A 26,951-nucleotide genomic window follows, 5' to 3' on the forward strand; every position below is an offset into this window, starting at 1 on the left:
CATGAATATCCTCACCAATCCCAAAAAGCTTCGCGGTTTCGAGAAGCACATCAAGATCGAGAACGTTTCGCGCCGCAGCATCCTCAAGACCCTGGGGCTGGCCGGCGGGTTCGTGCTCGCCGCACCGGTCATGATGCGGCCGAGCTTTGCCTACGAGACCGGCGCGGGAAAGATGCCGCACGGCGTCGTGGTCGACCCGCGCGTCTTCGTGTCGATCGCGCCGGATGGCATGGTCACGATCATCGCACACCGCTCCGAGATGGGAACCGGCGTGCGCACCAGCCTGCCGCTGATCGTGGCCGAAGAGCTGGAAGCCGACTGGTCGCGCGTCCATGTCCAGCAGGCGCATGGCGATGAGGCCAAGTTCGGCAACCAGGACACCGACGGCTCGCGCAGCACGCGCCACTATCTGATCCCGATGCGTCAGATCGGCGCTTCGGCCCGCACGATGCTGGAGCAGGCCGCTGCGAAACGCTGGGGCGTGCCGGCGGGCGAGGTGAAGGCCGCCAATCATGAGGTCGTTCACAGCGCCAGCGGGCGCAAGCTCGGCTTCGGCGAACTGGCGGCGGACGCCGCAAAGGAATCGGTGCCGAGCATCGAAGGCCTCAAGCTGAAGAACCCCAAGGACTTCCGCTATCTTGGCAAGGGCGAGATCAGCATCGTCGACCTCCACGACATCACGACGGGTGCCGCCCATTATGGCGGCGACGCGCGGCTGCCCGGCATGAAATATGCCGTCATCGCCCGTCCACCGGTGACCGGCGGCAAGCTCGTCTCCTTCGACGGCGCCGAAGCGATGAAGGTCTCCGGCGTCGAGAAGGTGATGGAAGTGAAGGGATGGCCGTGGCCATCGAAATTCCAGCCGCTGGGCGGCGTGGCCGTGATCGCACGCAACACCGGCGCGGCGATCAAGGGCTGCAACGCACTGAAGGTGACCTGGGACGACGGCGCCAATGCCAAGTACGATTCGGTCGCCTATCGCACTGAACTCGAGGAGGCCGCGCGCAAGCCGGGCCTCGTCGTGCGCAAGGACGGCGATGCCGAGGCGGCGTTGAAGAGCGCCGACAAGGTCATCATCGGTGAGTACTACCTGCCGCATTTCGCCCATGCCAGCATGGAACCGCCGGTGGCGGTCGCCAACGTCAAGGGCGACAAGGCGGAGGTCTGGGCGCCCGTGCAAAGCCCGGGCGGAACGCGCGAGGACGTCGCCAAGACACTCGGCATCCCTGAGGAGAACGTGACCGTCAACGTCACGCTGCTTGGCGGCGGTTTCGGGCGCAAGTCGAAATGCGACTTCGCGCTGGAGGCCGTGTTGCTCTCGAAGGAGCTCGGGGTGCCCGTGAAGGTGCAGTGGACGCGCGAAGACGATGTGCGCCACGACTTCCTCCACACCGTCTCGGTCGAGCGCATCGAGGCGGGCCTCGACAAGAATGGCAAGGTGATCGCCTGGCGGCATCGCAGCGTGGCTCCGTCCATCGCTTCGACCTTCGCCGCCGGGACCGTCCACCAGGCGCCGTTCGAGCTCGGCATGGGGCTGATCGACAATCCGTTCGAGATCGCCAACCTGCAGTGCGAGAATCCGGAAGCGGCCGCGCATACCCGCATCGGCTGGTTCCGCTCGGTATCGAACATCCCGCGCGCCTTCGCGGTGCAGTCCATGGTCGCCGAAATCGCCCATGCCACCAACCGCGATCCGAAGGACATGCTGCTGGAGCTGATCGGTTCGCCGCGGATCGTCAATCTTTCCTCGGTGAAGGATCCCTGGAACTATGGCGAGCCCTACGACAGCTACCCGATCGACACCGCGCGGTTGCGCAAGGTGGTCGAACTGGTTGCCGACAAGGGCGGCTGGGGACGCTCGGTGCCGAAAGGCCACGGCCTCGGCATCGCCGTGCACAGGAGCTTCGTCAGCTATATCGCGACCATCATCGAGGTGGCCGTCGACGACAAGGGCAAGCTGACGGTGCCAAGGGTCGACACCGCGATCGACTGCGGCACCTATGTCAACCCCGAACGCATCCAGTCGCAGATCGAGGGTGCGGCGATCATGGGCCTGAGCCTCGCCAAATATGGCGAGGTCACCTTCAAGGACGGCAAGGTGCAGCAGGGCAATTTCGACGATTATCAGGTGATCCGGATCGACGAGTCGCCTGCCGTGACCAACGTCTACATCGTGCCGCCCGCCAGCCCTGACACGCCGCCGAGCGGCGTCGGCGAACCCGGCGTGCCGCCGTTCGCGCCGGCGCTGATCAACGCGATCTTCGCCGCGACTGGAAAACGCCTCCGCGCGATGCCGATCGGCAAGCAACTGGAGGCATGAGGCGGAACGCAAGCTCGCACCAACCGTTTCATCGATCTGGAGAGGAGACAGATCGATGAAACACAACTTCCCGGCGCTCGCAGTGTCTCTACTGGCGGGCGCCTTTCTTTTGAGTGTACAGGCGGCGAACGCACAAACGAACACGTCACCACCCGCGACTGCCACGCGGCCCGCAAAGACGCCCGCAGAGCAGAATTCCCTGCCGAACAACGCCCCGCCCGCCACCACCAACCAGACCACGGGCGAAGCCAGCCGCGATCCGACGATCAAGAAGATGAACGAGGACGAGAAGGCGAAGGTCGATAACAAAGGCAAATGATCCAGATTCTTGTCTTGACGCGTTTTCTTCACGCGAGCCGATATCCACTTCGCTCGAAAACGCTCTAACGAAGAACGGCGGACCTTTCGGTCCGCCGCTTTGTCACCCCGCTCCGCCACGCGCTATTTCTTGACCGCGAACACCCAGATGACGCCGCCTTGGGGCACGTTGTTCTCCACGCCGACATTCTGAGTGGCCAAGGCATCCTGGATGCGCTGCGCATCGACGCCCCAGCCCGACTGGATCGCGATATATTGCGTGCCGTCGACCTCATAGGACATCGGCATGCCCATGATGCCGGAATTGGTCTTCTGCTCCCACAGCAGCTCACCGCTCTTGGCATCGAAAGCGCGGAAGTTGCGATCGTTGGTGCCTCCGGCAAAGACCAGATCGCCCGCGGTCGCCAACACCGAACCGAACAGTTGCGATTTCGGGAAGTTGTGCGACCAGACCTTCTTGCCAGTGGCCGGATCCCAGGCCTGCAGCTCGCCCATGTGAGTGGCGCCCGGGCGCACCGTCAGACCGATGTCCTCCGGCTTGGTGCCGAGCCAGAGCTGGCCGGGAACCAGCGGTGTTTTCTCGCCGGTGAAGCCGCCGCAGAAATTCTCGTTGGCGGGAACGTAGACGAGCTTGGTCTTCTGGCTATAGGCCGCCGACGGCCAGTCCTTGCCGCCCCACAGCGACGGGCAGAACTCGACGCGCTTGCCGAGCACCGGCTTGTGCTCGGGATCGACGATCGGCCTGCCGGTCTCCTTCTCGATGCCCTTCCAGACATTGGTATGCACGAACGGCCAGCCGGTCACATAGTTGATGCGATCGGGCTTCGCTTCCAGGACCCAGAAGATCGCATCGCGTCCGGGGTGGATGAGCGCCTTGAACGGACGGCCTTCCCGTTCCAGGTTGACCAGGATCGGCGCTTCGACCTCGTCCCAGTCCCAGGAATCGTTCTGGTGATACTGGAAGTGGTTCTTGATCTTGCCGGTGTCCGGATCGAGCGCCAGCACGGAACTGGTGTAGAGATTGTCACCGGCATGCGCCGAGCCGGGCCATGGTGCGGCGTTGCCGACTCCCCAATAGACCGTCTTGGTGTCCTTGTCGTAATTGCCGGTCATCCAGGCCGATCCGCCGCCGGTCTTCCAGTCGTCCCCGCTCCATGTCTCGCTGCCGGGCTCACCGGGAGCGGGAATGGTGAAGGTGCGCCACAATTCCTTGCCGTTGTTGGCGTCATAGGCGACGACATAACCGCGAACGCCGAACTCGCCGCCGGAGCCACCGACGATGACCTTGCCGTCGACGACGAGCGGCATCAGGGTCATGTACTGGCCCTTCTTGTAGTCCTGCACCTTGGTATCCCAGACCACTTTGCCGGTCTTGGCATCGAGCGCGACCACATGGTCATCCGTCGTCGCGAGATAGAGCTTGTCCTGCCACAGGCCAACGCCGCGGCTGGTCGGATGCAACTGGAACAGATCGTCCGGAAGCTGCCGCTTGTAGCGCCAATATTCGTCGCCGGTCTTGGCGTTGAGCGCGATCACCTGCCCCATCGGGGTCGCAACGAACATCACGCCGTTGTTGACGATCGGTGGCGCTTCGTGGCCTTCGATCACGCCCGTGGAGAAGGTCCATGCCGGCGTCAGGCTCTTGACGTTCGAGGTGTTGATCTGCTCGAGCGGGCTATAGCCCTGCCCGTCATAGGTCCGCCGATACAGCATCCAGTTGCCTGGCTCGGGATTTTCGAGACGCGCCGAGGTCACCGGACTGTAGTTCTCGACCGGGCCAGCCACCGCGGCTGTTGAGACAAGGCACGCGAACGCCGCTGCACTCGTAAGAAACCATTGTTTCGTGGTCATTAGCTGCTACCTCCCTGCTTTGTTTTTCATCTACGATCTTTCGCAACTCTTGGTTGCATAAATAAAATTCGACCGCGTTGCTTGGTGCTTTGCCTCAGGCACCTACCTTTCCTACGAACGCCGCAGACACGGTGAGCGAACCGTCAGTGAGAGCCAACGGAAGCGCCGCCAGACGGCGGGTCGCCGGCCCGAACACGACTTCCGCGCCGTGCCGCGGGTCATATTCGGAATTGTGGCAGAAGCACTTGAGGACCTTCTGGTCGCCTTCGGCCGCCTTCACCCAGCCGGTGGTAGGACATCCGGCATGCGCACAGATCAGCGAATAGGCAACGATGCCGTCGGCCGAACGCGCGCGTGTGTCATCATCGAGTTCATCGGGATTTAGCCTGACGACGAGCACTTCGTTCAAACGCGAACCTTTGCGGACCACCGATGTGCCGGGATCCTTCGGCCAGGCGCGCACCGGCGGGCCGCCGGGCTTGAGGTCGTCGGACTTGATCACCTGGCCGGCGCGTTCTCCTTCGGAGAGAACGAGGAAGTCGCCCTTCTTCGGTCGATCGCTGCTGCCGGGCTGATCCTCTTGCGCCGCAGCAGGCCCCGTGGCCGCAACGCAGGCGCCGGTGGCAAGAACCTTCAGTAGCGAACGACGTGTCTGGTCTGGATGGTGCATCTCGAGTTCCATCTTGGGTTGAAGTGTAACACCGAGCTTGAATTCAGACCCGGTGCAAATGAGCGCCGGAACTCTGCCAAAAACAAGGCAAGCAATGACTCTGTCGAAGCGAGTCGTTTTTCTCTCGCCGTTCGTTGTTGGCAGCAACCGCGATGCTCAAACTCTCATCACATCACGCGCGAGCGTCAACGCATGAATGATGATTTTGCGGATCAGGTCCGACGTTGCTGAATTTGTGCGGCGCGCCAAGGAACGTGTGCGATGCGGATGCGGGCGACAGCTTCAATTGTAATAGCCCGCTAACACATCTCGCTCGCGGTTGGGTGCGAAGGGAAATTCTGATTCAAAACAGCAGTTCCGTAGGATGGGTAGAGCGAAGCGAAACCCATCACGATGGAGCAAGCTGCGCGAATGATGGGTTTCGCTTCGCTCTACCCATCCTACGTCTGATTCAAACAGCGGATATGCGTTCGCGTTCTCGCGGCGCTTTGCGCCCGAGCTTTGCGTACCTTTCCACCCTCCTCGAAATCAGAGGGCGCAGGGAAAGCCGGGTGCTGGTTGCACCCGTGGGTCCCGTGCAACAAAAAGCACGGGGGTAGGACCACAGGTTCAACCGAAGCATTCCGGCTTTCCCTGCGCGATGGTTTACGGCTTACTTCGTGCTCTCCCCGGTGACCGGGCTTTCTTGCCACCGTCATCTCAAGCGCGAACTTGTTCGCGCGAAAAACTTAGCGCCAGCGTCGGGGCGCCAGGACCACACGACTTCGCCGTCCGTGATGCGCGTGCTCGTCAGTCACACCCATCGCGTCCACCGCACCTCACCGCAACGTTCGTGACGATCGCGACCCGCCCCTCATCCGCCGTGAGACGCGCGGAGTTAAATCACTGATTTGCCCGACGACGGAAGCAGAATGTTTTTCGCGCGACGGCTGGACAGACTTTTGGTGATTTGCCCGTCGGGTTGATTTGTCGCACCCAAAGCAACCGCATCGTCATTGCGAGCGGAGCGAAGCAATCCATAGCGCGGCAGGCGGAGATATGGATTGCTTCGCTGCGCTCGCAATGACGGCGGTGGGGCGTGGCGGGCGAATGCTAATCCGCCCTTACGAATTTGCGGGGCGCTTCCTGCAGGCGAAGAACGCGGTGACGGCGAGCGGGACTGCGAGCGCGATCCATGACGTCGTGTCCCAGATGCCGTCGCCGAGCAAGGCCGACACCAGTCCGAAAGCGACGATCACAGCGATGATCGCCGGGAACAGAAAGATCTGCGTTGCCGAGCGGCGGACGTTGATCATCAGAGGCGCTCCGGAACCTGAGCGGCCAAGCCGGGCGCCCGCGCGGCGGCTTTCCATGATGGCGCGGTGCGCCAGCGCGCGACCCACAGATACAGACCGCTGCCGAGCACGATCAGCGTCAGGATATCCAGCAAGCCCCAGATGATCTTGAGCGGCAGGCCGCCATAGTCACCGAAATGCAGCGGCTTGGAAACGAACAGCACCTTGGCGTACCACGGGAGCTCCCGGCTCTCCGAAAACGTCCCATCGGCTGCATTGATCATGACCGGCATGATCAGTTTCGACGTCAGCGGCGTGTTGCCATGGAGAAACACGCCGTAATGATGGCCGCCAGCGAACAGCGAGCCCGGCATCGCGATCGACGAGACCTCCATCCCGGGTGCGGAAGCAAGCGCCGTCTCCATCGCCTTCTGGACTGAGCTCGGATTCGCCGGCGCCGGCGCATTGCGCCACGGTGCGATCATCTCCACCAACTCCGTCCGCTGCCAGTGCCGCGCGATCTGCTGGGCCAGCGTGTTGATGGACCCCGTCAGCCCTACCACCAGCATCCAGGCGGTCAGAACGACGCCGGCCAGATTATGCATGTCGAGCCAGTAGAGCCGTCGGGCACGGGGACGCATCGTCCCGAAATCCAGGCGCCGCATGAATGGTCCATAGACGACGATGCCCGAGACGATTGCCGCGACGAAGCAGAGGCCGATGGCGCCGAGAAACAACATGCCCTTTTCGCCAAGGAACAGATCGGTGTGCAGGTCGGTGATGAACTTGACGATCGGGCTGCGGGTGCTGTCGCCAACCCGCAAGATGCGCCCGGTGCGACCATCGATCGTCATCACCGCTGCGACCTTTGGCGAGTTGATCGCCGCGGCAAAGAACAGATGCCATACCGGATCGTCGTCATCAGGCACGGCAAACGTAATCGCCTCGTTCGGCCGCTCCGCGCGGCCGATCTCGATCACCCGATCGAGGCTGATCATCGGCGCATCAGCAGCAATGCTGTCGGGCGCCGCCGTGGCGCCCAGCATGCGATCGATCTCCTCATGGAAGATCAGCGGCAATCCGGTCAGGCACAGGATGAACAGGAACAGCGTGCAGACGAGGCTCGTCCACTTGTGCACGTCCTTCCAGATGCGAACCGTCCGCGGCGTCATGAGCAGCGCTCCGTCGATATCACCAGGTATAGCGAACGCTTCCGGTCACGACCCGCCCGGATCCGAGGAAGCACGAGTTCAGGCTATTGCACCATGAGACGTAGTACTTGTCGAAGAGGTTTTGGGCATTGACGGCGAGCTTCACGCCGCGCAGCTTCGGATCGAGGTAGGAAAGGTCGTAGTGAATGGTAGCGTCGAGCAGCGTGTAACCCGGAATCGGGATCGTGTTCGCGGCATCGCCATAGGAGTCGCCGATGTAACGCACGCCGCCGCCGAGCCCGAAGCCAGCGAGCTGGCCCTGTTGGACTGTATAGTCGACCCACAGCGCCGCCTGGTTGATCGGCTGGATGATGAGCTGCTTGCCAAGCTGGTTTGCAATGTTGGTCTTGGTGACTTCAGTGTCGGTATAAGAGTAGGACCCCACCAGATTTAGTCCCTCGGTGAGGGTCGCGGTCACCTCGAGCTCACCGCCGCGCGAGCGCGCTGCGCCGGTTTGCACGTTGAACAGCGGATTGCTGGGATCCGGCGTCGTGATGTTCTCCTGGGTGATGTCGAACAACGCCGCAGTCACCAGCATGTTGGTGCCGGGAGGCGCATACTTGACGCCGATCTCGACCTGTTCCGCGGTGGTCGGCTGGAAAGGCGTCTGGGCCTGCGTCACGCCGAGGGTCGGCTGGAACGACGTTCCATAGGCGATGTACGGCGCGACGCCGGAATCGAAGATGTAGTTCAGTCCGACCCGCCCGGTGAGCGCGGAGTCATCCTGGCTCTGCCTGGTGTTGCGCAGGAAATTGAGCGTGTCGGTGCTGACCCAGTCGTGCCGTCCACTAAGGGTCAGGCGCCATCCGCCGAGCGCGATCTGGTCCTGCATATAGACGCCGGTCTGGTCCTGCCGTTGACCGCTGTAGTTGGTCCTGGTCGCCGGAAAGGCGATCGGCGCACCGTAGACCGTGTTGTAGAGATTGATCGGCGGCGCATTGCCGACACGCATGTCCAGTTCGCTGTTGATACGACGGTAGTCGACCCCGAACAGCAGGGTATGCGCAAACGGACCGGTCGCAAAGCGCGCTTCGGCTTGGTTGTCCACCGTGAAGGCATTGGCATTTTCCGGGAACGAGAACACGCCCCGATTCAGCGTACGCAAATTCGGCTGCAAGGCCGTGATGCCAAGCGCGCCGCCGCCCGCGACCGCGTAGGTGTCGGTCTCGAGGCCGAAGTAACGAAGGTTCTGCCGCACTGTCCATGTCTCGTTGAACGAATGCTCGAATTGATAGCCGGCCCAATATTGTGTGCGGTCGAAACGATCGAAGGCGGGCTCGCCAAGGAACTTGGTCAGTGGCACGCGGCCATTCGGATTCGGCAGCAGCGTGCCGGCCGAAGGGAAGAACTGTAGGGCAAGACCGGTGACGTCGCGCTGGTAGCCGCTCAGGAACGTGAAAGTGGTGTCGAGGTCGGGCTTCCAGGTGAAGGACGGCGCGATCGCGCCACGATAGTCATCGACGAAATCGACCTGGGTTCCTCCGCCATGCACGGTGCCTACGAGGCGATAATAGAAGTCGCCCGTGGAGAAGGCGCTCTTGGGGACGACGCCGCCGATATCGAAATTCGCTTGCGCGCGGCCCCAGCTGTTGGCGAGGAATTCGATCGAGTTGAGCGGCGTGGCGGTTGGCAGGCGGCTCACCAGGTTGATCATGCCGCCAGGGGCGACCTGTCCATAGAGCGAGGACGAAGGACCTCTCAGCACTTCGATCCGCTCGAGCAGGTTCACGTCGATCTTGGGCTGACCGAACTGGCTGGCGCCGTACGGAAGCTGCATCCCGTCGAGATAAAGCACCGGCTGAAAGCCGCGGATACGAAGCGATTCAAAGCGCGTGTCGTTCGGGCTGTTGGTGGTGACGCCCGGCGTGTACGACAACGCCTGCACCACGGATTGAGCGTTCTGGTCGCGCATCTGCTCGCGGCCGATCACCGAGATCGACTGCGGCGTTTCCAATAGCGAGGTGTTGGTCTTGGTGCCGACCAAGCTGCGATGCGCGACATAGCCCTGGATCGGGCCGTTGCCTTGCTGGAACGTGCCCTTGCTGGCCGACGTCTCGGTGCGCGCCGTCTCAGTGCCGCGTCCCGGCGCGGTCGTGGGTCGCGCCGAGCGTGCCGAACGCGTCGCGCGGGTCGTCGCAGCCCGTGATTGCGTGCGCTGCTTCGGCGCATCGACGGTAACAGGAGGCAGCGATGCCCCTTCACCTCGAGACGGTGCCGCCGTCTGTGCTTTCGCCACTGTCACGCAGCTTGCCAGTGCGACCCCCACCAAAACAGTGAATGATGTTCTGGTGCCACCAACAAGAATTACCAATTTCGCGCCCCCGCTTGATTGATTAAGGGGCAGCCCTACCGGTCGAGCGTCGCGCTGAAAAGCGTGCAGGCGTGAAGTTTTTCTAGAAGCTCTCTTAGAAAAATTCCAGAATTGTAGGAGCCGCCGGAATCCGGGCTCGGCTAGTCACCCTACGATTATACCCCATCGTCATTCCGGGGCGCGCGTCAGCGCGAACTATGTGTGCAATTGCACATCAGCGAATCCATCGGGCCACAGGCGCAAGAGGCGAAATGGATTCCGGGCTCGATGCTTCGCATCGCCCCGGAACCGAGAGAGGTGATAGCGCCCGCTCACGCCGCTGGAGGTGAATGCGCTTTCTCGTCGGCCTTGCCGAAACGGCGCTTCGCCACTTCGCGCCAGCGCTGGAAGGTGACGTACAGCATCGGCACGAGGAAGATGCCGATCGAGCTTGCGGCGAGCATGCCGCCGAACACCGCGGTGCCAACCGCCCTGCGGCTGATCTCCGCGGCGCCCGTCGCCACCACGAGCGGCACCAGGCCGAGGATGAAGGCGATCGAGGTCATCATCACCGCGCGGAACCGCATCTGCGCGCCGAGTTCGGCAGCTTGCGCGATCGGCAATCCGCCCTCGCGCTGCTCCTTGGCGAACTCGACGATCAGGATGCCGTTCTTGGCGGCAAGCGCGATCAAGACCACGAGGCCGATCTGGCCGTAGAGATCGAGGTTCAACCCCGCAACCTTGATCGCCGTGTACGAGCCGAGCACGCCGACCGCGACCGACAGCAGGACCGGGATCGGAATCGTCCAGCTCTCGTAGAGCGCGACCAGGAACAGATAGGCGAACAGCACCGCAAGCGCGAGGATGATGCCGGTCTGCCCGGACGCCGCCTGCTCCTGATAGGCGGTGCCGGTCCATTCGTACGAGTAACCCGCGGGCAGTGTCGACGCCGAGAGTTCCTCCATCGCGGCGATCGCCGTTCCAGACGAGACGCCCGGCGCCGGGCTGCCGTTGATGGTGACCGAGCGGTAGTTGTTGTAGCGGGTGATGACCTGCGGTCCGGTGACGATCCTCAAGCTCGCGATCGAGCGCATCGGCACCATGTCGCCGGTGCTGTTGCGGACATAGATCTGCCAGATGTCGGAAATGTCGCCGCGATTGGCAGCCTCACCCTCCACATTGACCTGCCAGGTGCGGCCGAACAGGTTGAAGTTGTTGACGTAGATGCCGCCCAGCGTCGCCTGCAGCGCGGTGAACACGTCGGCCATGTTCAGCCCGAGTGCCTGTGCCTTGGCGCGGTCGATGTCGAGATAGATCGACGGGTTGGTCGCGGTGAAGGTCGAGAACACGCGCGCCAATCGCGGGTCGCGGTTGGCCGCATTGATCAGGCCGGTCATCACGCTGCCGAGCGCCGCCGGATCCTGCCCCTCCAGAGCGTCGAGCTGATATTCGAAGCCGCCGGAGGTCGAAAGCCCGATGATCGGCGGCAGGTTGAACGGCAGGATATTGGCCTGCCGTATCTGCGCGCCCTCTGCAAACATCCGCCGGATCGTCGCCTGCACCGAATCCGCGGCGGCCTGCCGATCGGCGAACGGCTTCATGCGCGCCACCATGAAGGCCGAGTTCGGCTCGCTGGCGCCGTCAAGCAGCGAGAAGCCGATGATCGAGAGCACGTGCTCGACCTGGGGCATGTTCTTCAGGAGCGCCTCGACCTGCTTGGTCACCTGGCTGGTGCGCGATACCGACGCGCCGTCAGGCAATTGCACCGAGATGAAGAAGGCGCCCTGGTCTTCCTCGGGCAGGAATCCCGTCGGAGTTATTCGCGACACGCCGAGGACGCCGCCGGCAAACACCAGCACCGCCACCAGCGACAATATCGCCACCCGTACCAGCCGGCGCACGATGCCGGCATAGCGGTCACGGACCCAGTCGATGCCGCCGAGCACGCCCCCCATGATGCCGCGGCGCGGCCCGGTATGCCGCAGGAACACAGCACAGAGCGCGGGCGACAGCGTCAGCGCGTTCAGCGCCGAGATCACCATTGCCGCGCTGATCGTCACCGCGAACTGGCGGAACAGGGTTCCGGAGATGCCGGGGATAAACGCAATCGGCACGAACACCGACAACAGCACCAGCGAAATCGCGATGATCGGCGCGGTGATCTGCGCCATCGCCTTCTTGGTGGCCTCCGCCGGCGACAGCTCGGGCTCGCTCTCCATCACGCGTTCGACGTTCTCGACCACGACGATGGCGTCGTCGACCACGATGCCGATGGCAAGCACCATCGCAAGCAGCGACACGGTGTTGGCGGAATAGCCGAGGATCAGAAGAACCGCGAAGGTGCCGATCAGGCTGACCGGCACCGCGACCGCCGGGATCACCGTGGCGCGCAGGTTGCCGAGGAACAGGAACACGACGATCACGACCAGCACGAAGGCTTCGCCCAGCGTCTTCAGCACTTCCTTGATGGTGTCGGAGACGAAGGTCGTGGAGTCGTACTGCACCAGATAGGTCAGGCCCGGAGGAAACCGTTGCGACAATCTGGTGAGCGTGGACTGCACCGCGGCGGCGGTGGTCACCGCATTGGCGCCCGGCGCGAGATAGATGCCGATCGGCACGCCGGGCTGACCGTCGATCCGGGACTCGCTGTCCATGTTCTGGGCGCCGATCTCGACCCGGGCGACGTCGCTGATCCGGAGCACGGAACCGTCCGGATTGGCGCGCAGCACGATATTGCCGAACTGGGTCGACGTCGTGAGCCGCCCTTGCGTCTGCACGTTGAACTGGAACTGCTGGTCCTCGGCGATCGGACGGGCGCCGATGCGGCCGACCGGGGCCTGCACGCTTTGCGCACGGATCGCCGCGATCACATCCGACGGCGCCAGATTGAGGCTGGTGAGCCGCTGCGTATCGAACCAGATCCGCATCGAGTAGTTCAGCTTCGCGAACAGCGTCGCCTGCCCGACGCCCGGCGTGCGCGAGATGGCATCGAGCACGTTGATGATGGCGTAGTTGGTGATGAACAGCGGATCCTGCTGGCCGCTCTTGCTGTACAGCACGATGAACTGCAGCACGGCCGAAGATTTCTTCTGCACGACCAGGCCTTGCGCCTGCACCTCGGTCGGCAGTTGTGCGAGCGCGCTCTGGACGCGGTTGTTGACGTTGACGGTGTTGATGTCCGGATTGGTGCCGAGCGCGAACGAGACGGTCAGTGTGTAGCTGCCGTCATTGCCGCTGGTCGACTTCATGTAGAGCATCTTGTCGACGCCGACGACCTGGGCTTCGAGCGGCTGCGCGACGCTCGATTCCACCACCTCGGCAGAGGCACCCGGGAAGTTGGCGGTGACGGTGACTTGCGGCGGCACGATGTCCGGAAACTGCGCCACAGGGATTTGCAGCAGCGCCAGCGCGCCCGCGATGGTGATGACCAGCGCGATGACGATGGCAAGCCGCGGCCGATCGACGAAGACGGCGGAGATCATGGGCTGGTGCCTGCAGGCTTCGGACCAATCGCACCGCTGCCCCGGGGCGGGTCGGTGTTTTCCGCCGTTTCCTTCAGGCTCGACTGGATCAGCGCGCTCGCCGGTCCCGGCGCCACGGGCTGGCCGGGCCGCACCCGCTGCATTCCTTCAGCGATCACCTTCTCTCCGACCGAAAGCCCAGAGGTCACCGAGGCGATGGTCGCGGTCGACTGTCCGAGGACGATCCGTCGCTGCTCCGCCTTGTTGTCGGCCCCGAGCACGAACACATAGTCGCCCTGCTGATCCGACAGCACGGCTGAGCGCGGAATCGCCACCACCTCGACCGGCTGCACGCCCTCGAGCAGGACGGTGACGAACTCATTGTCGGTGAGCTGGCGCACCGTGACGTCGTCTGCCGACGACAGATGAGGCAGGATGGGATTGGGGATCGTGCCGCGCAGCGTGATGGTGTCGGTATTCTGCGCGATCGTGTTGTTGACGAAGTTGAGCTGGCCGACCTGGTCATAGAGCTTGCCGTCGGGCAGACGGACCCTGATCACCACCGCCCTGAACCCGCCCAGCGCCGCGTAGCGGTCGCGCAGCGTGAGACCTTCGCGCACCGAGACCGGGAAGGTGACGTACATCGGGTCCTGGCTCACGATGGTCGTGAGCACTCCCGAACTCGGACTGACGACGTTGCCCTCGGTGACCGCCGTGCGGCCGATCTTGCCGTCGATCGGCGAGCGGATCTGGGTGTAGTCCAGATTGATCTTGGAGAGGTCCACTTGCGCCTGGGCGGCCTGCACCTGCGCTTCCAGGCTCTGTTCGTTCGCAAGCGCGGCATCATAGGTGGATTGCTGGCCGGCCGGGCCGCCGAGCAAGGCCTTGGCGCGGCCGGTCGTCAGCTTGGCGTTGACGAGGGTTGCCTGCAATTGCGCGACCTGCGCCGTCTTGGATTCAAGATCGGCCTCGAACGGGCCGCGCTCGAGCTCGTAGAGCATATCGCCGGTCTTGACCTCGGCGCCCTCGACGAAGTTCCGCTTCTCCAGGAAGGCGGTGACGCGGGCGACCACGTTGACGCGATTGGTGGCCTCGATACGCCCCAGGAACTCATTGGACTGGGTGACGGGCCGCTTGACCGCCTCGATGATGCCGACGGCGGGAGGTCCCGCGGCCTGCTGAGCCTCGGCGGCTGCAAGCGCACCGAACATGGCGGCTCCCAACGCGACGGCTCCGAGGAGCCGGCCCATTGCTATCCCTGCAAAATTCACTGTTCGCGCCTTTGTCCCGTTTGATCCGGATCAATAGCACCCGCAGCAGGAAAGCCAACGGTATCAACGTATAGCAATGCGAGATCGATGCTGTCTCTGAGGCCAGATCTCTGCGTCGCACCAAAATGTGATGACGGAGGACGGATCCGGCCCGGGCGGGTTCGCTGGTAGCGAAGTGTGGCGCTGCCGCTACGGGAACAGACTTTTTTCGTTGGGCGCTGCACAACTTGTTGAATGTTGCTTGCAGCACGATCGGCCAGCAAGCCAAGGTTGGCCAAGCGCTGTGGGGCCGGTCGCTGGGAGCTTTCTGATGGCGAAGCTCGGGATCTGCGCGGCATTCCTTCTTGCAGTCGTCGGCGCCTCGGGCGCATCAGACGCATGGGCGGCGGACGTGACGCCGACCAAGGCGCCGCAGGCCTCGTCCACGACGCCGCGTCCATGCACCGACGCCGCGGACTTCGTGACGACCAACTGCCAGCTCACCTGGGAAGGCATCACGGTCTTCGGCATCATCGACACCGGCTTCGGCTGGCAAAGCCACGGTGCGTCGTTCGATCCGCGATCGGCGGTCGGGGCGTCCTACCTGATCCAGAAACAGAACCGGTTGGCGACATGGACCCTTGCGCCCAACGCGCTGAGCAATTCGACCATCGGCATCAAAGGAACCAGGCCGATCGGCGAGGACTTTTCTTTCGTCTTTGACCTCGATGCCGGCTTCGACCCGTATTCGCTGCGATTCTCGAACGGGCCGGGAGCGATCGCTGCGAACAATGGCGTCCCACAAAACCTGCAAACCGCTTACTCGGATTCAAGCCGCGCGGGGCAATGGTACAACGGCCAGGGTTACGTCGGCGTCAGTTCTCCCACCTATGGCACGCTGACGGTTTTCCGGCAGAACTCGCTGACGCTCGATGCCGTGTTCGATTACGATCCGTTCGGCGCCTCCTACGGTTTCTCGGCGATCGGCTTCCAGGGCATAACCTGCGGCGGCGGCAACACCGAGAATTGCAGACACTCGACGTCGGTGAAGTACCGGTACAACTTCAACCACTTCCGTGCCGCGGCGCTGTGGCAGTTCGGCGGTTATGACGAGAACAATGCCTCCACCGGCGCCTATCAATTCCAGCTCGGCGGCGACATTCCGATCCGCGGCAACGACGTGCTCTCGGTCGATGCGATCTACAGCCACGTCAAGAATTCCGTATCGCTCGCGCTGGCGTCGGGAGCAAACGCAAACAACGCGTTCGGAGCGCCGATCGCCCCGTTCCTGCCGCAGACCCTGACGGCGACGATCTCCGACAACACCGCCGCGATGTTCGTGGCGAGATACACGACCAAGTCACTGAAGCTGTACGCCGGTTACGAATACATTCGATACGAGCCGCCGAGCAATGCGCAGGTTGCCTTCACCGACATCGCAGGAAACTTCCTTTGCCAGGGCTGCGATGCCTTCAACAGCACGAATATCAGCAATGTCGCGTTCGGCGTGAACGGGCTCGGCAACAAGACCTTTCAGGTCATGTGGGCCGGCGCGAAATACTCCGTAACCGACGATGTGGACGTGATCGGCGCCTATTATCACTACATCCAGGATTCCTTCTTCGGCACTGCCGCCACAGGTCGCACCTTCTGCTCCTCTAGCGAACACCCGCAATGCGCCGGGACGTTCGACGCAATTTCTGCCGCGGTCGATTGGAAGTTTGCGCCGAAATGGGATACCTATGTCGGCGTGATGTTCACGCAGGTCAACGGCGGACTGGGCTTCGGCTTCTTCGAGCATAGCAACGTCGCCACGACGGCCGGGTTGCGCTTCCGCTTTTGAGATTGACGCGACCTACGCGGATCGCTGCGACCAGCCTACAGGCGCCTCGATATCGAAATTGGCAAGCTCATAGCCGCGACGGAAATCGACGATGTGCTTGTCCATCCAGGACCGCGCCTCGGCGGGATTGCGATCGCTGAGCGCCTGCAGGATCTTCTCATGGGCGAACAGCAGGCGCTCGCCCGCATTCAGGCGGGAGAACACCTTGAGGAAAGCCGGATAGAACAGCTGGCTCATCGGCTCGCGGCTGAGCTGCAGGGCGCGGTTGCGCGAGGCACGCGCGATGATCTGATGAAACTCGATGTCGAGCGCAACGAGGCTCTGCTTGTCCTCGAGCGCCGTCCTGGTCTTGTCGACATTCGCCCTGAGCGCGGCCAGCATGTCGTCGTCGATCCGCATCGCGGCGCACTCGGCCAGCACCGGCTCGAAACACCGCATGCTTTCCCAGAGCTCGAAGAAGCTGATCTCCTGCAGCACGATCGCCGCCGTCACCTTCTCGGAAATGTCGGCTTCGCGAGGCGCGGTGACATAGAGCAGCTTGCCACCGTCGTGACGGCGGACCAGGCCATTCTGCTCCAGCACGCGGATCGCTTCCCGCACCGTCGAGCGGTGGACACCAAAGCCCGCGGCCAGCGCGGTCTCCGCCGGCACCCGGTCGCCGACGGCCCACTCGCCCGACATGATCTTGGCTTCGATGCTGCGCACCACCAGCCGGTAGACCGGCTCGTTTCGCTCTTGCGCGCTGTTGTGGTCTGCTAGGGACATCTTGGTCAGACCACGCTTGACGTTCTGGATGACGACGATGCCGGGCGCGCGAACTCGCGGTCGCGCAATTCGCGGCGGCGGATCTTGCCGGTGATCGTCATCGGCAGCTCGGCGATGTACGCGATCGCGCGCGGATATTTATAAGGCGCGGTGACCGACTTGACGTGGTCCTGCAGTTCGCGCGTCAGTTCCAGCGAGGCCGCATGGCCCTGCCGCAGCACGACGAACGCCTTCACGATCTCGCCGCGTTCGGTGTCGGGACTACCGACCACCGCGCACATCTGCACCGCCGGATGCTCCGCCAGCGCGTTCTCGACCTCGATCGGGCCGATGCGATAGCCGGCTGAATTGATCACATCGTCCGAACGTCCGCGGTACCAGAGATAGCCGTCGGCATCCTTCTCCGCGCGATCGCTGGTCAGAAACCAGCGCCCATCGGGACCGTCGATGAAGCAGGCCGCGGTGCGCTCCGCATCCTTCGAGTAGCCGAGCATGAGTTGCGGGTTTGGCATCTTCAGCGCGAGGTCACCCTCCTGCCCCGGCGGCAAGCGGTTGCCATCAGCGTCGATCACATCAAGGTCGGAGCCCGGCGACGGACGTCCCATCGAGCCGTAACGGACCGGCTCGTTTGGATAGTTCAGCGCCACCATCAGGGCTTCGGTCTGCCCATAGGCTTCATCGATGCGGATGCCGGTTGCCGCTTCCCAGCGCTCGGCTACGACGGGGTTCATGGCTTCGCCTGCGGTGACGACGCGGCGCAGCCGGCCGAGATCGCTGCGCGCGCGGACTTCGCCGACGACCCGCGACAGCTCCGTGCCGGGCGCACAGTAGACGGTGACATGGTGCTTGCGCAGGAACTCGAGCCGATCCTTCGGCACAAAGGGGCCGTCGAAGAAGAACGAACAGGCGCCGCAGCTCAGCGGCCCGAAGATGATGCTCGTACCCGCCTTGCTCCAGCCGGTGTCGGCCGTGCACCAGATCACCTCGCCGGGACGCAGGTCGAGCCAGTAGATCGCCGAGACCCGCCACGCATAGATCGCGCGCGCCGCATGGACCACGGCCTTCGGATGGCCGGTCGAGCCGGACGTGTAATACATGATCGCCGGATCTTCGGCGCGGACGATCGCCGGCTCGATCGTCTCCGAAGCGCGCGCCATTTCGCTGTCCCAATCGAGCCAGCCCGCCGCCTCGCCCAGCGCGATCCTCACCGGGATCAGCTTCTCCACCGACGCAAACTTCGCCGTCTGCTCCGGACGGCAGATCGTCGCCTTGGCCTCAGCATTGGCGACGCGATATTCGATATCGCGCGCCGTCAGCATCTCGATGCACGGGATCGGCACTGCGCCGATCTTCATCGCCGCAATCAGCGCGATGAACCATTCCGCCAGCCGCGGCAGCATGATGATGACGCGATCGCCCTTCTCCACGCCGTTCGCCCGCAGCACATTCGCGAGCCGGTTCGATAGCAGCGACAGATCGGAATAGCTGTAGCGTCGCGTCTCGCCCGCGGCGTTCTCCCAGATCAGCGCCGGACCGTCCTGCTCGCGGGCGCGGCGGTCGATGATGTCGGTGCCGAAATTGAAGGTCTCTGGCACCTGCCAGCGGAAATTGGCGCACAGGCTTTCATAGCCTTCAACCGCAGGCACATTGGGTGGTGACCAGATATCGCGCATCGTTTCCTCCTGTTCGCGCGTTTTGCGCTTGTTGTTCTGTTCTGCGGCGGCGGCTGCTGCCGCCTATCTCGCGCCGTGCGTCACGATCCGCCGCCCGATCGCCCAGCGATGCACTTCCGACGGGCCGTCATAGATGCGGAAGGCGCGGACGTCGCGATAGAACCGCTCCACCACAGTGTCACGCGTGGTGCCGAGCCCGCCGAGGATCTGCAGCGCACGGTCGGCGACGCGCGCGATCGCTTCCGAGCAGATCACCTTGGCCATCGAGCTTTCGGTCGAGGCCCGCTCGCCTTTGTCGAGCAGCCACGCCGTATGCCAGATCGTCAGCTGCGCCTGGTGGATGTCCATTGCGTTGTCGGCCAGCATGAAGGAAACGCCCTCGTGCTCGCCGAGCGGCTTGCCAAACGCGGTGCGACGCCGCGCGTACTCGGTTGCAATGTCCTGGGCGCGGATCGCGGCGCCGAGCCAGCGCATGCAATGGGTCAGGCGAGCCGGCGCGAGGCGAACCTGGGCGTGGCGAAAACCCTGTCCGATCTCGCCGAGCACGGCGTCGGCAGGCAGGCGGAGGCCGTTGAAGCGGACCACCGCGTGCCCGCCGACAAAGCTGGAATCGATGGTGTCGAGCGTGCGCTCGATCGTGATGGCGGGATCGGACATGTCGGCGAGGAACATGGTCGCGGCCCCCTCCATTCCTGCGCCGCTTGTCTTCGCCATGATGATCGCAAATGCGGCGCCCTCGGCGCCGGTGATCAGCCATTTCTCGCCGTCGATGACCCAGTCATTGCCGTCGCGCCGCGCTGTCGTCTGCAACTGGCCGGGATCGGAGCCTGCGCCGGGAGCAGGCTCCGTCATGCAGAAGCAGGAGCGGACGTCTCCGGTCGCGAGCGGCTTCAAATAGCGCTCACGCTGGTCCGGCCGTGCCACGACATCGAGGAGATGGATGTTGCCCTCATCGGGCGCGGCGCAATGCAGGGCGACGGGACCCAGCATCGAATAGCCGGCAGCGGTGAACACGGCGGCGCGGCCGATGTGCGACAGATGCTGGCCGCCATATTCGGCCGGCGCGTGCGGCGCGAATACGCCGGCCTTGCGCGCGAGGGCGTTGAGCTCGCGCCGCAACGCGTCGGTCGGTCCATGGGACGTCCAGCGCTTGTCCTTCTCGAACGGGACCACCGTTTCGTTGACGAAGGCTTTGACGCGATCGGCGAGTTCGGACACGCGCGGCGGCAGCGAAAAGTTCATGTCGAGTTGATGCATCGTCAGTTTCCTCGCTCAGTTCCGGTCATGGCATCGCGCGCGACCAGTAGAATGTCTTCGCCAAGACGGGCGAAGTCGGCATAGCGATTGTCCTTCACCGCGCCATTGACCCATTGCCGGTGCAGCTGCAGGAACACGATCCCGAGCTTGAACAGCGCGAGCACGCGCATCGCCGGCAGGTCGTCGATGTCAAGACCGGTCAGGTCGGCATAACGCCGCGCGACCTCGGCACGGCGCCAGAATCCGGGATGAGTGGTCGGCATTTGCTGCAGACGCTGCAGCGCCGGCGGATCGTCCGGCTGTGCCCAGTAGCTCAGCAGGGTCGCCAGATCGAACAGCGGATCGCCCCGCGTGCCCATGTCCCAGTCGACCAGCGCGACCGGCGAGCGGCTCTGCGGATTCAGGATCAGATTGTCGAGCTTGAAATCGCAATGCAGCAGCGTCGGCCCCCGCTCGCGGAATGTCTGCCGCGACAGCCACTGCGAGATGTCCTGCAGCAGACCTCGCAACGCGCCGTCCTCAGTAACCAGCGCGCCGCGTTTCGACCAGCCGGCAATCGCGCGGGCGATGAAACCCTCGGGGCGGCCGAGATCCTCAAGTCCAACCGCGCGCGCATCGACCCCGTGCAGCGCGGCCAGCGTCGCCACCATCATCTCCGAGAGAACTTCCGGCGCATCCGCGCGTCGCTGCAGCGGCGACAGATCCGCGCCGCGGATGACGAGCCCGGCGCGATATTCGATCAGTTGGAAGGGAACGCCGATGACGCCGCGGTCGCCGCAGTAATGCAGCCCTCTTGCGATGAACGGAAGCGCATCGGCAAGCCGCGACAGGATGCGATGCTCGCGCGCCATGTCGTGAGCACCCGGCGGCAGATCGCCGTCCGGCGGACGACGCAGGACGGTCGGCGCGCCGTTGACGATGAGGAGATAGTTGCGATTGGCGAGGCCGCCGGCAAACTGCCGGATCGGCTGCGCCAGATCGACGCTCATGCCGTGCGCTTCCAGGTAGCGCGCAAGGCGATCCCAGTCGGACGGCGCGGTCTCCGCGGCCGACAACAGCCCCGGATTTTCGGGTGGCGACGGATCAGTCGGCACGCGCCCTGGCCTCCCCAAATTGGGGTCCTCGCCTTACCGCCGGTCGAACGGCGCGAGGACCATTATTGTCGGACCAAAATTAGCGCCAATGCTCCCAGACTTGCAACCGGGTAGAGAGCAAATTCAATAACGGCGATACGACTAGCCCATAATAATTTGTAATTGCTCAGTATTTTTCGAAGGACGTTTGAACCGCTCCGTTCCTTGTTTTGTCGGACAATTCGTAGGCGTGGTTTCGATCCGGAAGCGTCGCGCGAGCGTTGTTGGACTCATGCGCGCCTGATCGGCCAGCGCGCGCGGTCCGGCCAACACCGATAATCTCTATGTGGTGGTGGCTCGCAGCGTTAGCGCCGCGCGGCCTTCTTGGCGCGTGGGCGATCCTGAGAGGATGTCGCGATCGGTTCTCGAAGAATCCGGCGGATCTCCGCTGCGGTATCGATCTTGCGAATGTCGTCCGCCAACGAAGCCGCGCGCTCGCGATATTTCGGATCATCCAGCACCGAACGTACGGCGGGGCGCAATTGCTCTGCGGTGGGTGCGCTGGTCGCCAGATTGATGCCCACTCCCGACCAGGCGATGCGGACGCTGACATCGCCGCGGTCGCCTCCCGTTCCCGCCACGACGATGGGAACGCCATAACTCAGGGCTTGATTGACACTGCCGTAGCCGCCATTCGTGACGAATGCATCGGCTTTGGACAATGCCCACTCGAACGGGAGATACTGGGCAACCCGCACATTTCCAGGCAGCGTGCCGCTGAGCGCATCGATCGAACGTCCGCCGGTCGTGACCATGACGAGAACATCCGGCTCGTTGGCCAGCGCCTGCACCGTCGGCAGGACCAGTTCGCTGAAGTCGTTATTGGTCAACGTGCCCTGGGTGACAAGGACGACTTTGCGTGACCCATCCAATTCGTAGGCCCATGAGGGCACTGGCGCCTGGTTCGGCGTGATCGGCAGCGGGCCGACGAAGTGTACCGAACCCGGCAGCCGGCGACGCGACAGCTCGAACCGCGGCACCGTCAGCTGCAGATAGATATCTGGCAGCTCCACCATCGCGTCATATAGATTCAATCGCAGCGGCCTGCTCCCGATCTGGGCCAGGTACTCGTTCACGCATCGTCCTGCCGGACCAAATACCGATTGTTCGTAGGTTTGGAAGAGCGCGGCATACTCCCTTTGTTGCTGGTCGTTGCGCGCGGGCGGAATGCCTGCATCGTTCGGGGCGCCGTCATCTCGACGTGACAGAAGATAAGTCGTTCCAAGCAAGGCGACGGGCGGCCGCTGCGCGCGAGGACCGAGCAGCATCGGCAACACACCCAGCATGAGATGATCGCCGATGATGATGTCCGGAGGAAACTCCCGCATGACGGTCTCGATGCTCTCATATTGAGGCAGCATGAAATCGGCAAAACCCTGCTCCAGGATCAGCCGCAGCTGCTGTGCGCCGGGCGCTGCTCTCCTGATTTCAGGAAATAACTCGGCGGCGTTTCGCGTATCGATGTCGGCCGCCGGCACGAAACTGCGGAATGTGGCGCCGATCGCTTCGACGCGGTTTCGCAGATAGCTCGATGTCAGGCCCATGACCTCCCAACCGTCGGCGATCAGTATCCGCCCGACACCCAATACCGGATGGAGATGCCCCATCATCGGGGACGAGACGAGAAGCGCCTTCATGAATGGTCTCCGTTGAGCAACCGAGCTTACTGATGGCCCGTCGGCTGTGACGGCGCCAAGCGCGCGCGTCATTATTGTTCGATCGCTGTTACGGTTAGGTCACCGGAGCAGACGAACGCGTTACATCCGCAACAAATCCCCGTCGAAACAGCCTTCGATTACGGAAGTAACAGAGCAGGTGCCAACTGAAATCCGCGCGCAATATTCCGGTGACAATGTCGATCGAGATGCCTCGATCAACCGCTCAGCGGACAACAAACCCTCCGACAAGCTCAATCCAAATGACGGTGCCTCCAGGCAAAACGGACTCGATCGCATTCACCTGTCTGCTCGGTTTGATGGCCACGCTTCCGGGCTTCGGCACCGACATGGCGTTGCCGGCCCTTGCGGACACGGCCACTTCCCTAGCGGTTCCTGTACATAGCGCCGGCCTGACGATCAGCAGTTACATGATCAGCTTCGGCCTTGCGCCGCTGGCGTTCGGACCACTGTCCGATCGATACGGTCGCCAACCGGTGGTCGCGCTCGGCTCCATCATCTTCGTCATTGCCTCGGTCGGATGCGCGCTGGCGCCGTCGCTACCGGTGTTGATCGCGTTTCGCATCATCCAAGGGATCGGCGCGGCAGCCATGACCCTCGCGATCGCGATCGCCCGTGACACGTTCGACGATAGCGTCGTCCGCCAAAAACTGTCGAACATCGTCATGGCTATATACGTCTCCCCGATCGCCGCGCCGATGGTCGGAGCGGCCCTGCTCCAGCTCACGAGCTGGCGCGCGATCTATGCAAGCCTTGCGGCGCTCGGGATTCTCTTGCTGATAGGCCTGCGCTTTGGTCCTGATTACGGCCGGAAGCCGCGGCCGACGGCCCGCTTCAGCCTCCTGGCGCTTGTCGGAGATTATCGCTCCGTCCTGTCGCATCCGACCTGTCGCGCATATCTCTTTGCCGCCGCGGCATCCTTCGGAGTTCTCGCCGCCTATGCGACCGGATCGGCGCTTTTCCTTGTCCAGGTCGCGGGGCTGAGCTCAACTCAATACGGAATCATATTCGGACTGACTGCATTCGCCGGAATGGCTGGAGCGTTCGTCGACGGCCGACTCAACGCGCGTGGCGTCCCTTCACATTATTCCTTGTCGATCGGATTTACCATCCAGGTGCTTACATCGTCGGTCCTGCTGGCCATGACACTGCTCAACTGGACGCCAACCCCCATCGTTATCCTGCTATTCGTCATGCTCACATTCAGCGGAGGACTTGCGGCGCCAGGCCTCATGCAGGGAGCGCTGCAGCAGCTGCCGGAAATGGCGGGCACCGTCAGCGCCGCAACCAACAGCTTTGTGATGATATCAGGCTCAGTGACCAGCGCGCTTACGGCTGTTCTCTTCGACGGCCGGACGGCACTTTCGATGGCCGGCGTGATGGAATTCTTCTCCCTCCTCGCACTGCTGTTCTTGACCATGGCAATCGGGCGAGTCAGGCAACAGGCCCTGATGTCGTCTTGAGACGGGCATCCAAAAAGGGCCAACGAGCGAAGCTCGCCCGTTGGCCCTTTGACATCGGGCTACCTTACAGCCCCTTGTCGACCTGTGCATAGCCGCCCTTGGCGTCCCACTTGTAGACGACATAATCGATCGCCTTGATGTCCCCCTTCGAGTCGAAGGCTAGCTTGCCGAGCACGGTGTCCCATTCACCAGCCTTGATGGTATCGCTCACCTTCTTCGCGTCGGTCGTTCCAGCCTTCGCCACTGCCTGCGACCATACCTGGAATGCCGCATAGGTGTAGAGCGTATACCCCTCCGGATCGATGTTCTTGGCCTTGAACTTCTCGACGATCGCTCTTGCGGTCGGCTTTTCACGTGGGTCGGGACCGAACGTGAACAGCGTGCCTTCTGCAAGGGGACCGGCGATCGAGGCGAATTCCCGGTCGTTGATCGAGTCACCCGCCATCAGCACCGTCTTCAGGCCCTGATCCCGCATCTGACGCAGGATCAGGCCTGCTTCCGGATGATAACCGCCGACGTAGACCAGATCGATGTTGTCGCGCTTGAGCCGCGACACGATGGAATTGAAATCCTTATCGCCCTTATTATAGGACTCGAACATCTTCTCGGTCACGCCGGCCTTGTTGAGCGCCTTTTTGGTTTCCTCGGCGATTCCTTTGCCGTAGGTCGTCTTATCGTTGAGAATCGCGATGTTCTTGCCGGCGTAATTCTTGGCAATATAGTTCGCGGCGACCACCCCTTGCTGGTCGTCCCGGCCGCACACCCTGAACACGTTCGACAGCTTGCGCTCCGTGAGCATCGGATTGGTCGAGCCCGGCGAGATCTGCAGCACGTTGCCGTCGGCATAGGCTTCCGACGCCGGGATCGACGACGACGAGCAGTAATGACCGGCGACGAACGGAATTTTTGCACTGGCGATTTTCTCGGCGACCGAGCGCGCCTGCTTGGGGTCGCAGGCGTCGTCGTTGACATCAAGCACAAGCTTCCTGTTGAGGAGACCGCCGGCGGCATTGATATCGGCCACTGCCTGCTCGGCGCCATTCTGGAACTGGCGCCCGAACGCAGCTTCGCCGCCGGTGATCGATGAGGCCACCGCCACCCTGATGTCCTGGGCCAGCGCTGCAGAGGACAGCACAAGTGACATACCTAGTATAAGACCGAAGAGCTTGACCACTTTCATGCGAAAGTCCTTGGTGTTGTTTAGAGAGACGGCGACTACGCCGAATTCTTCATAGCATGGTCGGCTCACATCGGCGCGATGTCCCCTGCATTTTTTTCCAAGGGCGCCGGCTCCATCGAGAGGAGGTGGCGCAACCTCTGTGATCCGTGACTAACCAGGAAAGCAGCCACGGCGCGGTGTTACGGCCGTAGCCATATTTTCCGCCGTCGGAATGCTCCGGAAACATGGACGCGTCAGAGTCCTGCAGCTTGATATTTTCCGGGAGATATCGATGCTGTACACAGAACAACTGCTCAATACTCGACCCCAGTCGCGGAGTCGCGCGCCATACCGCAATGATCGACGCGCCGCGCTGGAACGATCGTCCAATTATGACTCCAATTATGACAAGGCGCAGATCTTACTGCCGTGGCGAGACCTAGCTCAGCCGGATCGACAGTCCGGTCAAGAGGCGGCGGTTCGCGCGGATTACCCGACACAGACGCAACAGGCGCCAGAGGTTCGGCGATGGTACGTCTCGATCGGCGCGATGGTGATGTTCGTGCTGTCCAAGATGCGCGACGAGCTGGAGATACGCCGGGCCATGGCGGAGCTCCGGGAGCTCGACGACCGAATGCTGCGCGATATCGGGCTATCCCGCTGCGATATCGCTTCCGTCCGCAGGCGCGAAATCTAGCGGATCGCGCAGCGCGCAAAGACCACTATCGCTGATGATCAACGTCGGGCGCCATGCGCCCGCCGAGGTCACGCGCTGAGGCGGTTTGCGTTTAAATAGGACAGCACCACCATGATGCACAGACATATGCGATGGATCCCGGCCGCACAACCGGGCGGAAATCGGATTCCGACCTCGAGCCTGGTACGAAGATTGGTTCGCGCCCAGAACGACCCGGCGAAGCAACGTATACGCGCATGGCTCACGAATATCTCTGACGAGAAACTCCTGAACTTCGGACTCTCGGCAGCCGATATCGCGCTCTTGCGTGCGCCGAACCGCAACGAGGCTCCTCCGCCAACAGAGCAGATGACAACAAGGGCGACGCGACCGGCGTTGTTCTGAAACGCTTGACGCGAAACGCAGGCGTTGACGGACCGTGAGCAATCCTCAGCGGAGCGAATCGCGCCGACGCTTCATCGCGGCCGAAGTCGATCGGCTTCGTCTGGCCGAAATCGGGTAGCGGCACTCTCCGGTTACCGCTACCGAACCGACATCGATCGTGCGCAAGTCGTCCTGAACAAGCAGGTGGCCCTGACGATTGACCCGGCCAGGATGAACGCCGGCCGCTTCCCCTCGACGAATTGCTTCACCTGCGGCG

18 protein-coding genes are annotated in these 26,951 nt (G+C 63.0%); 5 read left to right on the forward strand and 13 right to left on the reverse strand.

The genetic code is table 11. From position 1 onward, the window contains the following. Window position 1: 1 nt before the first annotated feature. Window positions 2-2,320 carry a molybdopterin cofactor-binding domain-containing protein gene (locus K288_RS0101725; RefSeq protein ID WP_027578023.1) on the forward strand — a complete coding sequence of 773 codons (2,319 nt, stop codon included), beginning with the start codon at window positions 2-4 and terminating at the stop codon, window positions 2,318-2,320. A 55-nt stretch (window positions 2,321-2,375) separates the two neighbouring features. Next, window positions 2,376-2,639 carry a hypothetical protein gene (locus K288_RS0101730; RefSeq protein ID WP_027578024.1) on the forward strand — a complete coding sequence of 88 codons (264 nt, stop codon included), beginning with the start codon at window positions 2,376-2,378 and terminating at the stop codon, window positions 2,637-2,639. A gap of 122 nt (window positions 2,640-2,761) precedes the next feature. Here the strand turns inward: K288_RS0101730 and K288_RS0101735 are convergent, their stop codons facing one another. The 7 genes from K288_RS0101735 to K288_RS0101765 all read right to left on the reverse strand — a co-directional run bounded on the left by K288_RS0101735 (window position 2,762) and on the right by K288_RS0101765 (window position 14,606). Beyond that, window positions 2,762-4,489, reverse strand: a complete 1,728-nt coding sequence (locus tag K288_RS0101735; protein WP_027578025.1) for a methanol/ethanol family PQQ-dependent dehydrogenase — start codon at window positions 4,487-4,489, stop codon at window positions 2,762-2,764. Between the two features lie 94 nt (window positions 4,490-4,583). Continuing rightward, a complete protein-coding gene (locus K288_RS0101740) occupies window positions 4,584-5,159 on the reverse strand; it encodes a Rieske 2Fe-2S domain-containing protein (protein WP_043159237.1) in 576 nt (191 codons plus the stop codon). 1,103 nt (window positions 5,160-6,262) lie between these two features. Beyond that, window positions 6,263-6,454, reverse strand: a complete 192-nt coding sequence (locus K288_RS0101745) for a hypothetical protein (RefSeq protein ID WP_027578027.1) — start codon at window positions 6,452-6,454, stop codon at window positions 6,263-6,265. Beyond that, on the reverse strand, window positions 6,454-7,605 hold the full coding sequence (locus tag K288_RS0101750; RefSeq protein WP_027578028.1) for a PepSY-associated TM helix domain-containing protein: 1,152 nt from the start codon (window positions 7,603-7,605) through the stop codon (window positions 6,454-6,456). Before K288_RS0101750 ends, K288_RS0101745 begins: the two co-directional genes overlap by 1 nt. Before the next feature lie 19 nt (window positions 7,606-7,624). After that, window positions 7,625-9,886, reverse strand: coding sequence for a TonB-dependent siderophore receptor (locus tag K288_RS0101755; protein ID WP_152535344.1), 2,262 nt, complete (start codon window positions 9,884-9,886; stop codon window positions 7,625-7,627). 380 nt (window positions 9,887-10,266) lie between these two features. Further along, the gene (locus K288_RS0101760) at window positions 10,267-13,416 is read right to left on the reverse strand and encodes a multidrug efflux RND transporter permease subunit (RefSeq protein ID WP_027578030.1); all 3,150 of its coding nucleotides are present in this window, start codon (window positions 13,414-13,416) and stop codon (window positions 10,267-10,269) included. Further along, entirely contained in the window at window positions 13,413-14,606 is a 1,194-nt protein-coding gene (locus K288_RS0101765) for an efflux RND transporter periplasmic adaptor subunit (protein WP_051334313.1), read from the reverse strand. Before K288_RS0101765 ends, K288_RS0101760 begins: the two co-directional genes overlap by 4 nt. Window positions 14,607-14,976: 370 nt before the next feature. Here K288_RS0101765 and K288_RS0101770 point away from each other — a divergent pair, with 370 nt between their 5' ends. Further along, on the forward strand, window positions 14,977-16,488 hold the full coding sequence (locus K288_RS0101770; RefSeq protein WP_027578032.1) for a porin: 1,512 nt from the start codon (window positions 14,977-14,979) through the stop codon (window positions 16,486-16,488). Between the two features lie 12 nt (window positions 16,489-16,500). Here the strand turns inward: K288_RS0101770 and K288_RS0101775 are convergent, their stop codons facing one another. From K288_RS0101775 to K288_RS0101795, 5 genes are all read right to left on the reverse strand, one after another. Beyond that, complete coding sequence (locus K288_RS0101775; protein ID WP_027578033.1) at window positions 16,501-17,253, reverse strand: FCD domain-containing protein; 753 nt, start codon at window positions 17,251-17,253, stop codon at window positions 16,501-16,503. A gap of 5 nt (window positions 17,254-17,258) precedes the next feature. Further along, a complete protein-coding gene (locus tag K288_RS44355) occupies window positions 17,259-18,926 on the reverse strand; it encodes an AMP-binding protein (protein ID WP_084799440.1) in 1,668 nt (555 codons plus the stop codon). Window positions 18,927-18,989: 63 nt separating this feature from the next. After that, window positions 18,990-20,183: an acyl-CoA dehydrogenase family protein gene (locus K288_RS0101785; protein ID WP_244443027.1), complete on the reverse strand. Its 1,194-nt coding sequence runs from the start codon at window positions 20,181-20,183 to the stop codon at window positions 18,990-18,992. A 2-nt stretch (window positions 20,184-20,185) separates the two neighbouring features. Then, window positions 20,186-21,277, reverse strand: coding sequence for a phosphotransferase family protein (locus K288_RS44360; protein ID WP_051334295.1), 1,092 nt, complete (start codon window positions 21,275-21,277; stop codon window positions 20,186-20,188). A 344-nt stretch (window positions 21,278-21,621) separates the two neighbouring features. Further along, the gene (locus K288_RS0101795) at window positions 21,622-22,794 is read right to left on the reverse strand and encodes a nucleotide disphospho-sugar-binding domain-containing protein (RefSeq protein ID WP_343207714.1); all 1,173 of its coding nucleotides are present in this window, start codon (window positions 22,792-22,794) and stop codon (window positions 21,622-21,624) included. 374 nt (window positions 22,795-23,168) lie between these two features. Between K288_RS0101795 and K288_RS0101800 the strand changes: the two genes are divergently transcribed. After that, window positions 23,169-24,455 (forward strand): multidrug effflux MFS transporter, encoded by a 1,287-nt coding sequence (locus K288_RS0101800; RefSeq protein ID WP_084799441.1) that lies wholly within the window; start codon window positions 23,169-23,171, stop codon window positions 24,453-24,455. Between the two features lie 64 nt (window positions 24,456-24,519). Here K288_RS0101800 and K288_RS0101805 read toward each other — a convergent pair whose 3' ends face one another. Then, window positions 24,520-25,635, reverse strand: a complete 1,116-nt coding sequence (locus K288_RS0101805; protein WP_027578037.1) for a branched-chain amino acid ABC transporter substrate-binding protein — start codon at window positions 25,633-25,635, stop codon at window positions 24,520-24,522. A gap of 271 nt (window positions 25,636-25,906) precedes the next feature. On the opposite strand from K288_RS0101805, the gene K288_RS54605 reads away from it, so the two are divergent. Beyond that, complete coding sequence (locus K288_RS54605; RefSeq protein WP_244443028.1) at window positions 25,907-26,311, forward strand: DUF1127 domain-containing protein; 405 nt, start codon at window positions 25,907-25,909, stop codon at window positions 26,309-26,311. Window positions 26,312-26,951 lie beyond the last annotated feature (640 nt).

Origin of the sequence: Bradyrhizobium sp. Ai1a-2 (genome assembly GCF_000426245.1) — a bacterium.
In the GTDB taxonomy this organism is placed as follows: domain Bacteria; phylum Pseudomonadota; class Alphaproteobacteria; order Rhizobiales; family Xanthobacteraceae; genus Bradyrhizobium.

Bases quoted from the DNA above. Each gene is read 5' to 3' on its own strand.
- K288_RS0101770 (WP_027578032.1), top strand. From the start codon at position 14,977: ATGGCGAAGCTCGGGATCTGCGCGGCATTCCTTCTTGCAGTCGTCGGC.
- K288_RS44355 (WP_084799440.1), bottom strand. From the start codon at position 18,926: ATGCGCGATATCTGGTCACCACCCAATGTGCCTGCGGTTGAAGGCTAT.
- K288_RS0101775 (WP_027578033.1), bottom strand. From the start codon at position 17,253: ATGTCCCTAGCAGACCACAACAGCGCGCAAGAGCGAAACGAGCCGGTC.
- K288_RS0101805 (WP_027578037.1), bottom strand. From the start codon at position 25,635: ATGAAAGTGGTCAAGCTCTTCGGTCTTATACTAGGTATGTCACTTGTG.
- K288_RS0101740 (WP_043159237.1), bottom strand. From the start codon at position 5,159: ATGCACCATCCAGACCAGACACGTCGTTCGCTACTGAAGGTTCTTGCC.
- K288_RS0101725 (WP_027578023.1), top strand. From the start codon at position 2: ATGAATATCCTCACCAATCCCAAAAAGCTTCGCGGTTTCGAGAAGCAC.
- K288_RS0101765 (WP_051334313.1), bottom strand. From the start codon at position 14,606: ATGTTCGGTGCGCTTGCAGCCGCCGAGGCTCAGCAGGCCGCGGGACCT.
- K288_RS0101730 (WP_027578024.1), top strand. From the start codon at position 2,376: ATGAAACACAACTTCCCGGCGCTCGCAGTGTCTCTACTGGCGGGCGCC.
- K288_RS0101750 (WP_027578028.1), bottom strand. From the start codon at position 7,605: ATGACGCCGCGGACGGTTCGCATCTGGAAGGACGTGCACAAGTGGACG.
- K288_RS0101760 (WP_027578030.1), bottom strand. From the start codon at position 13,416: ATGATCTCCGCCGTCTTCGTCGATCGGCCGCGGCTTGCCATCGTCATC.
- K288_RS0101785 (WP_244443027.1), bottom strand. From the start codon at position 20,183: ATGCATCAACTCGACATGAACTTTTCGCTGCCGCCGCGCGTGTCCGAA.
- K288_RS0101800 (WP_084799441.1), top strand. From the start codon at position 23,169: ATGTCGATCGAGATGCCTCGATCAACCGCTCAGCGGACAACAAACCCT.
- K288_RS0101735 (WP_027578025.1), bottom strand. From the start codon at position 4,489: ATGACCACGAAACAATGGTTTCTTACGAGTGCAGCGGCGTTCGCGTGC.
- K288_RS0101745 (WP_027578027.1), bottom strand. From the start codon at position 6,454: ATGATCAACGTCCGCCGCTCGGCAACGCAGATCTTTCTGTTCCCGGCG.
- K288_RS54605 (WP_244443028.1), top strand. From the start codon at position 25,907: ATGCTGTACACAGAACAACTGCTCAATACTCGACCCCAGTCGCGGAGT.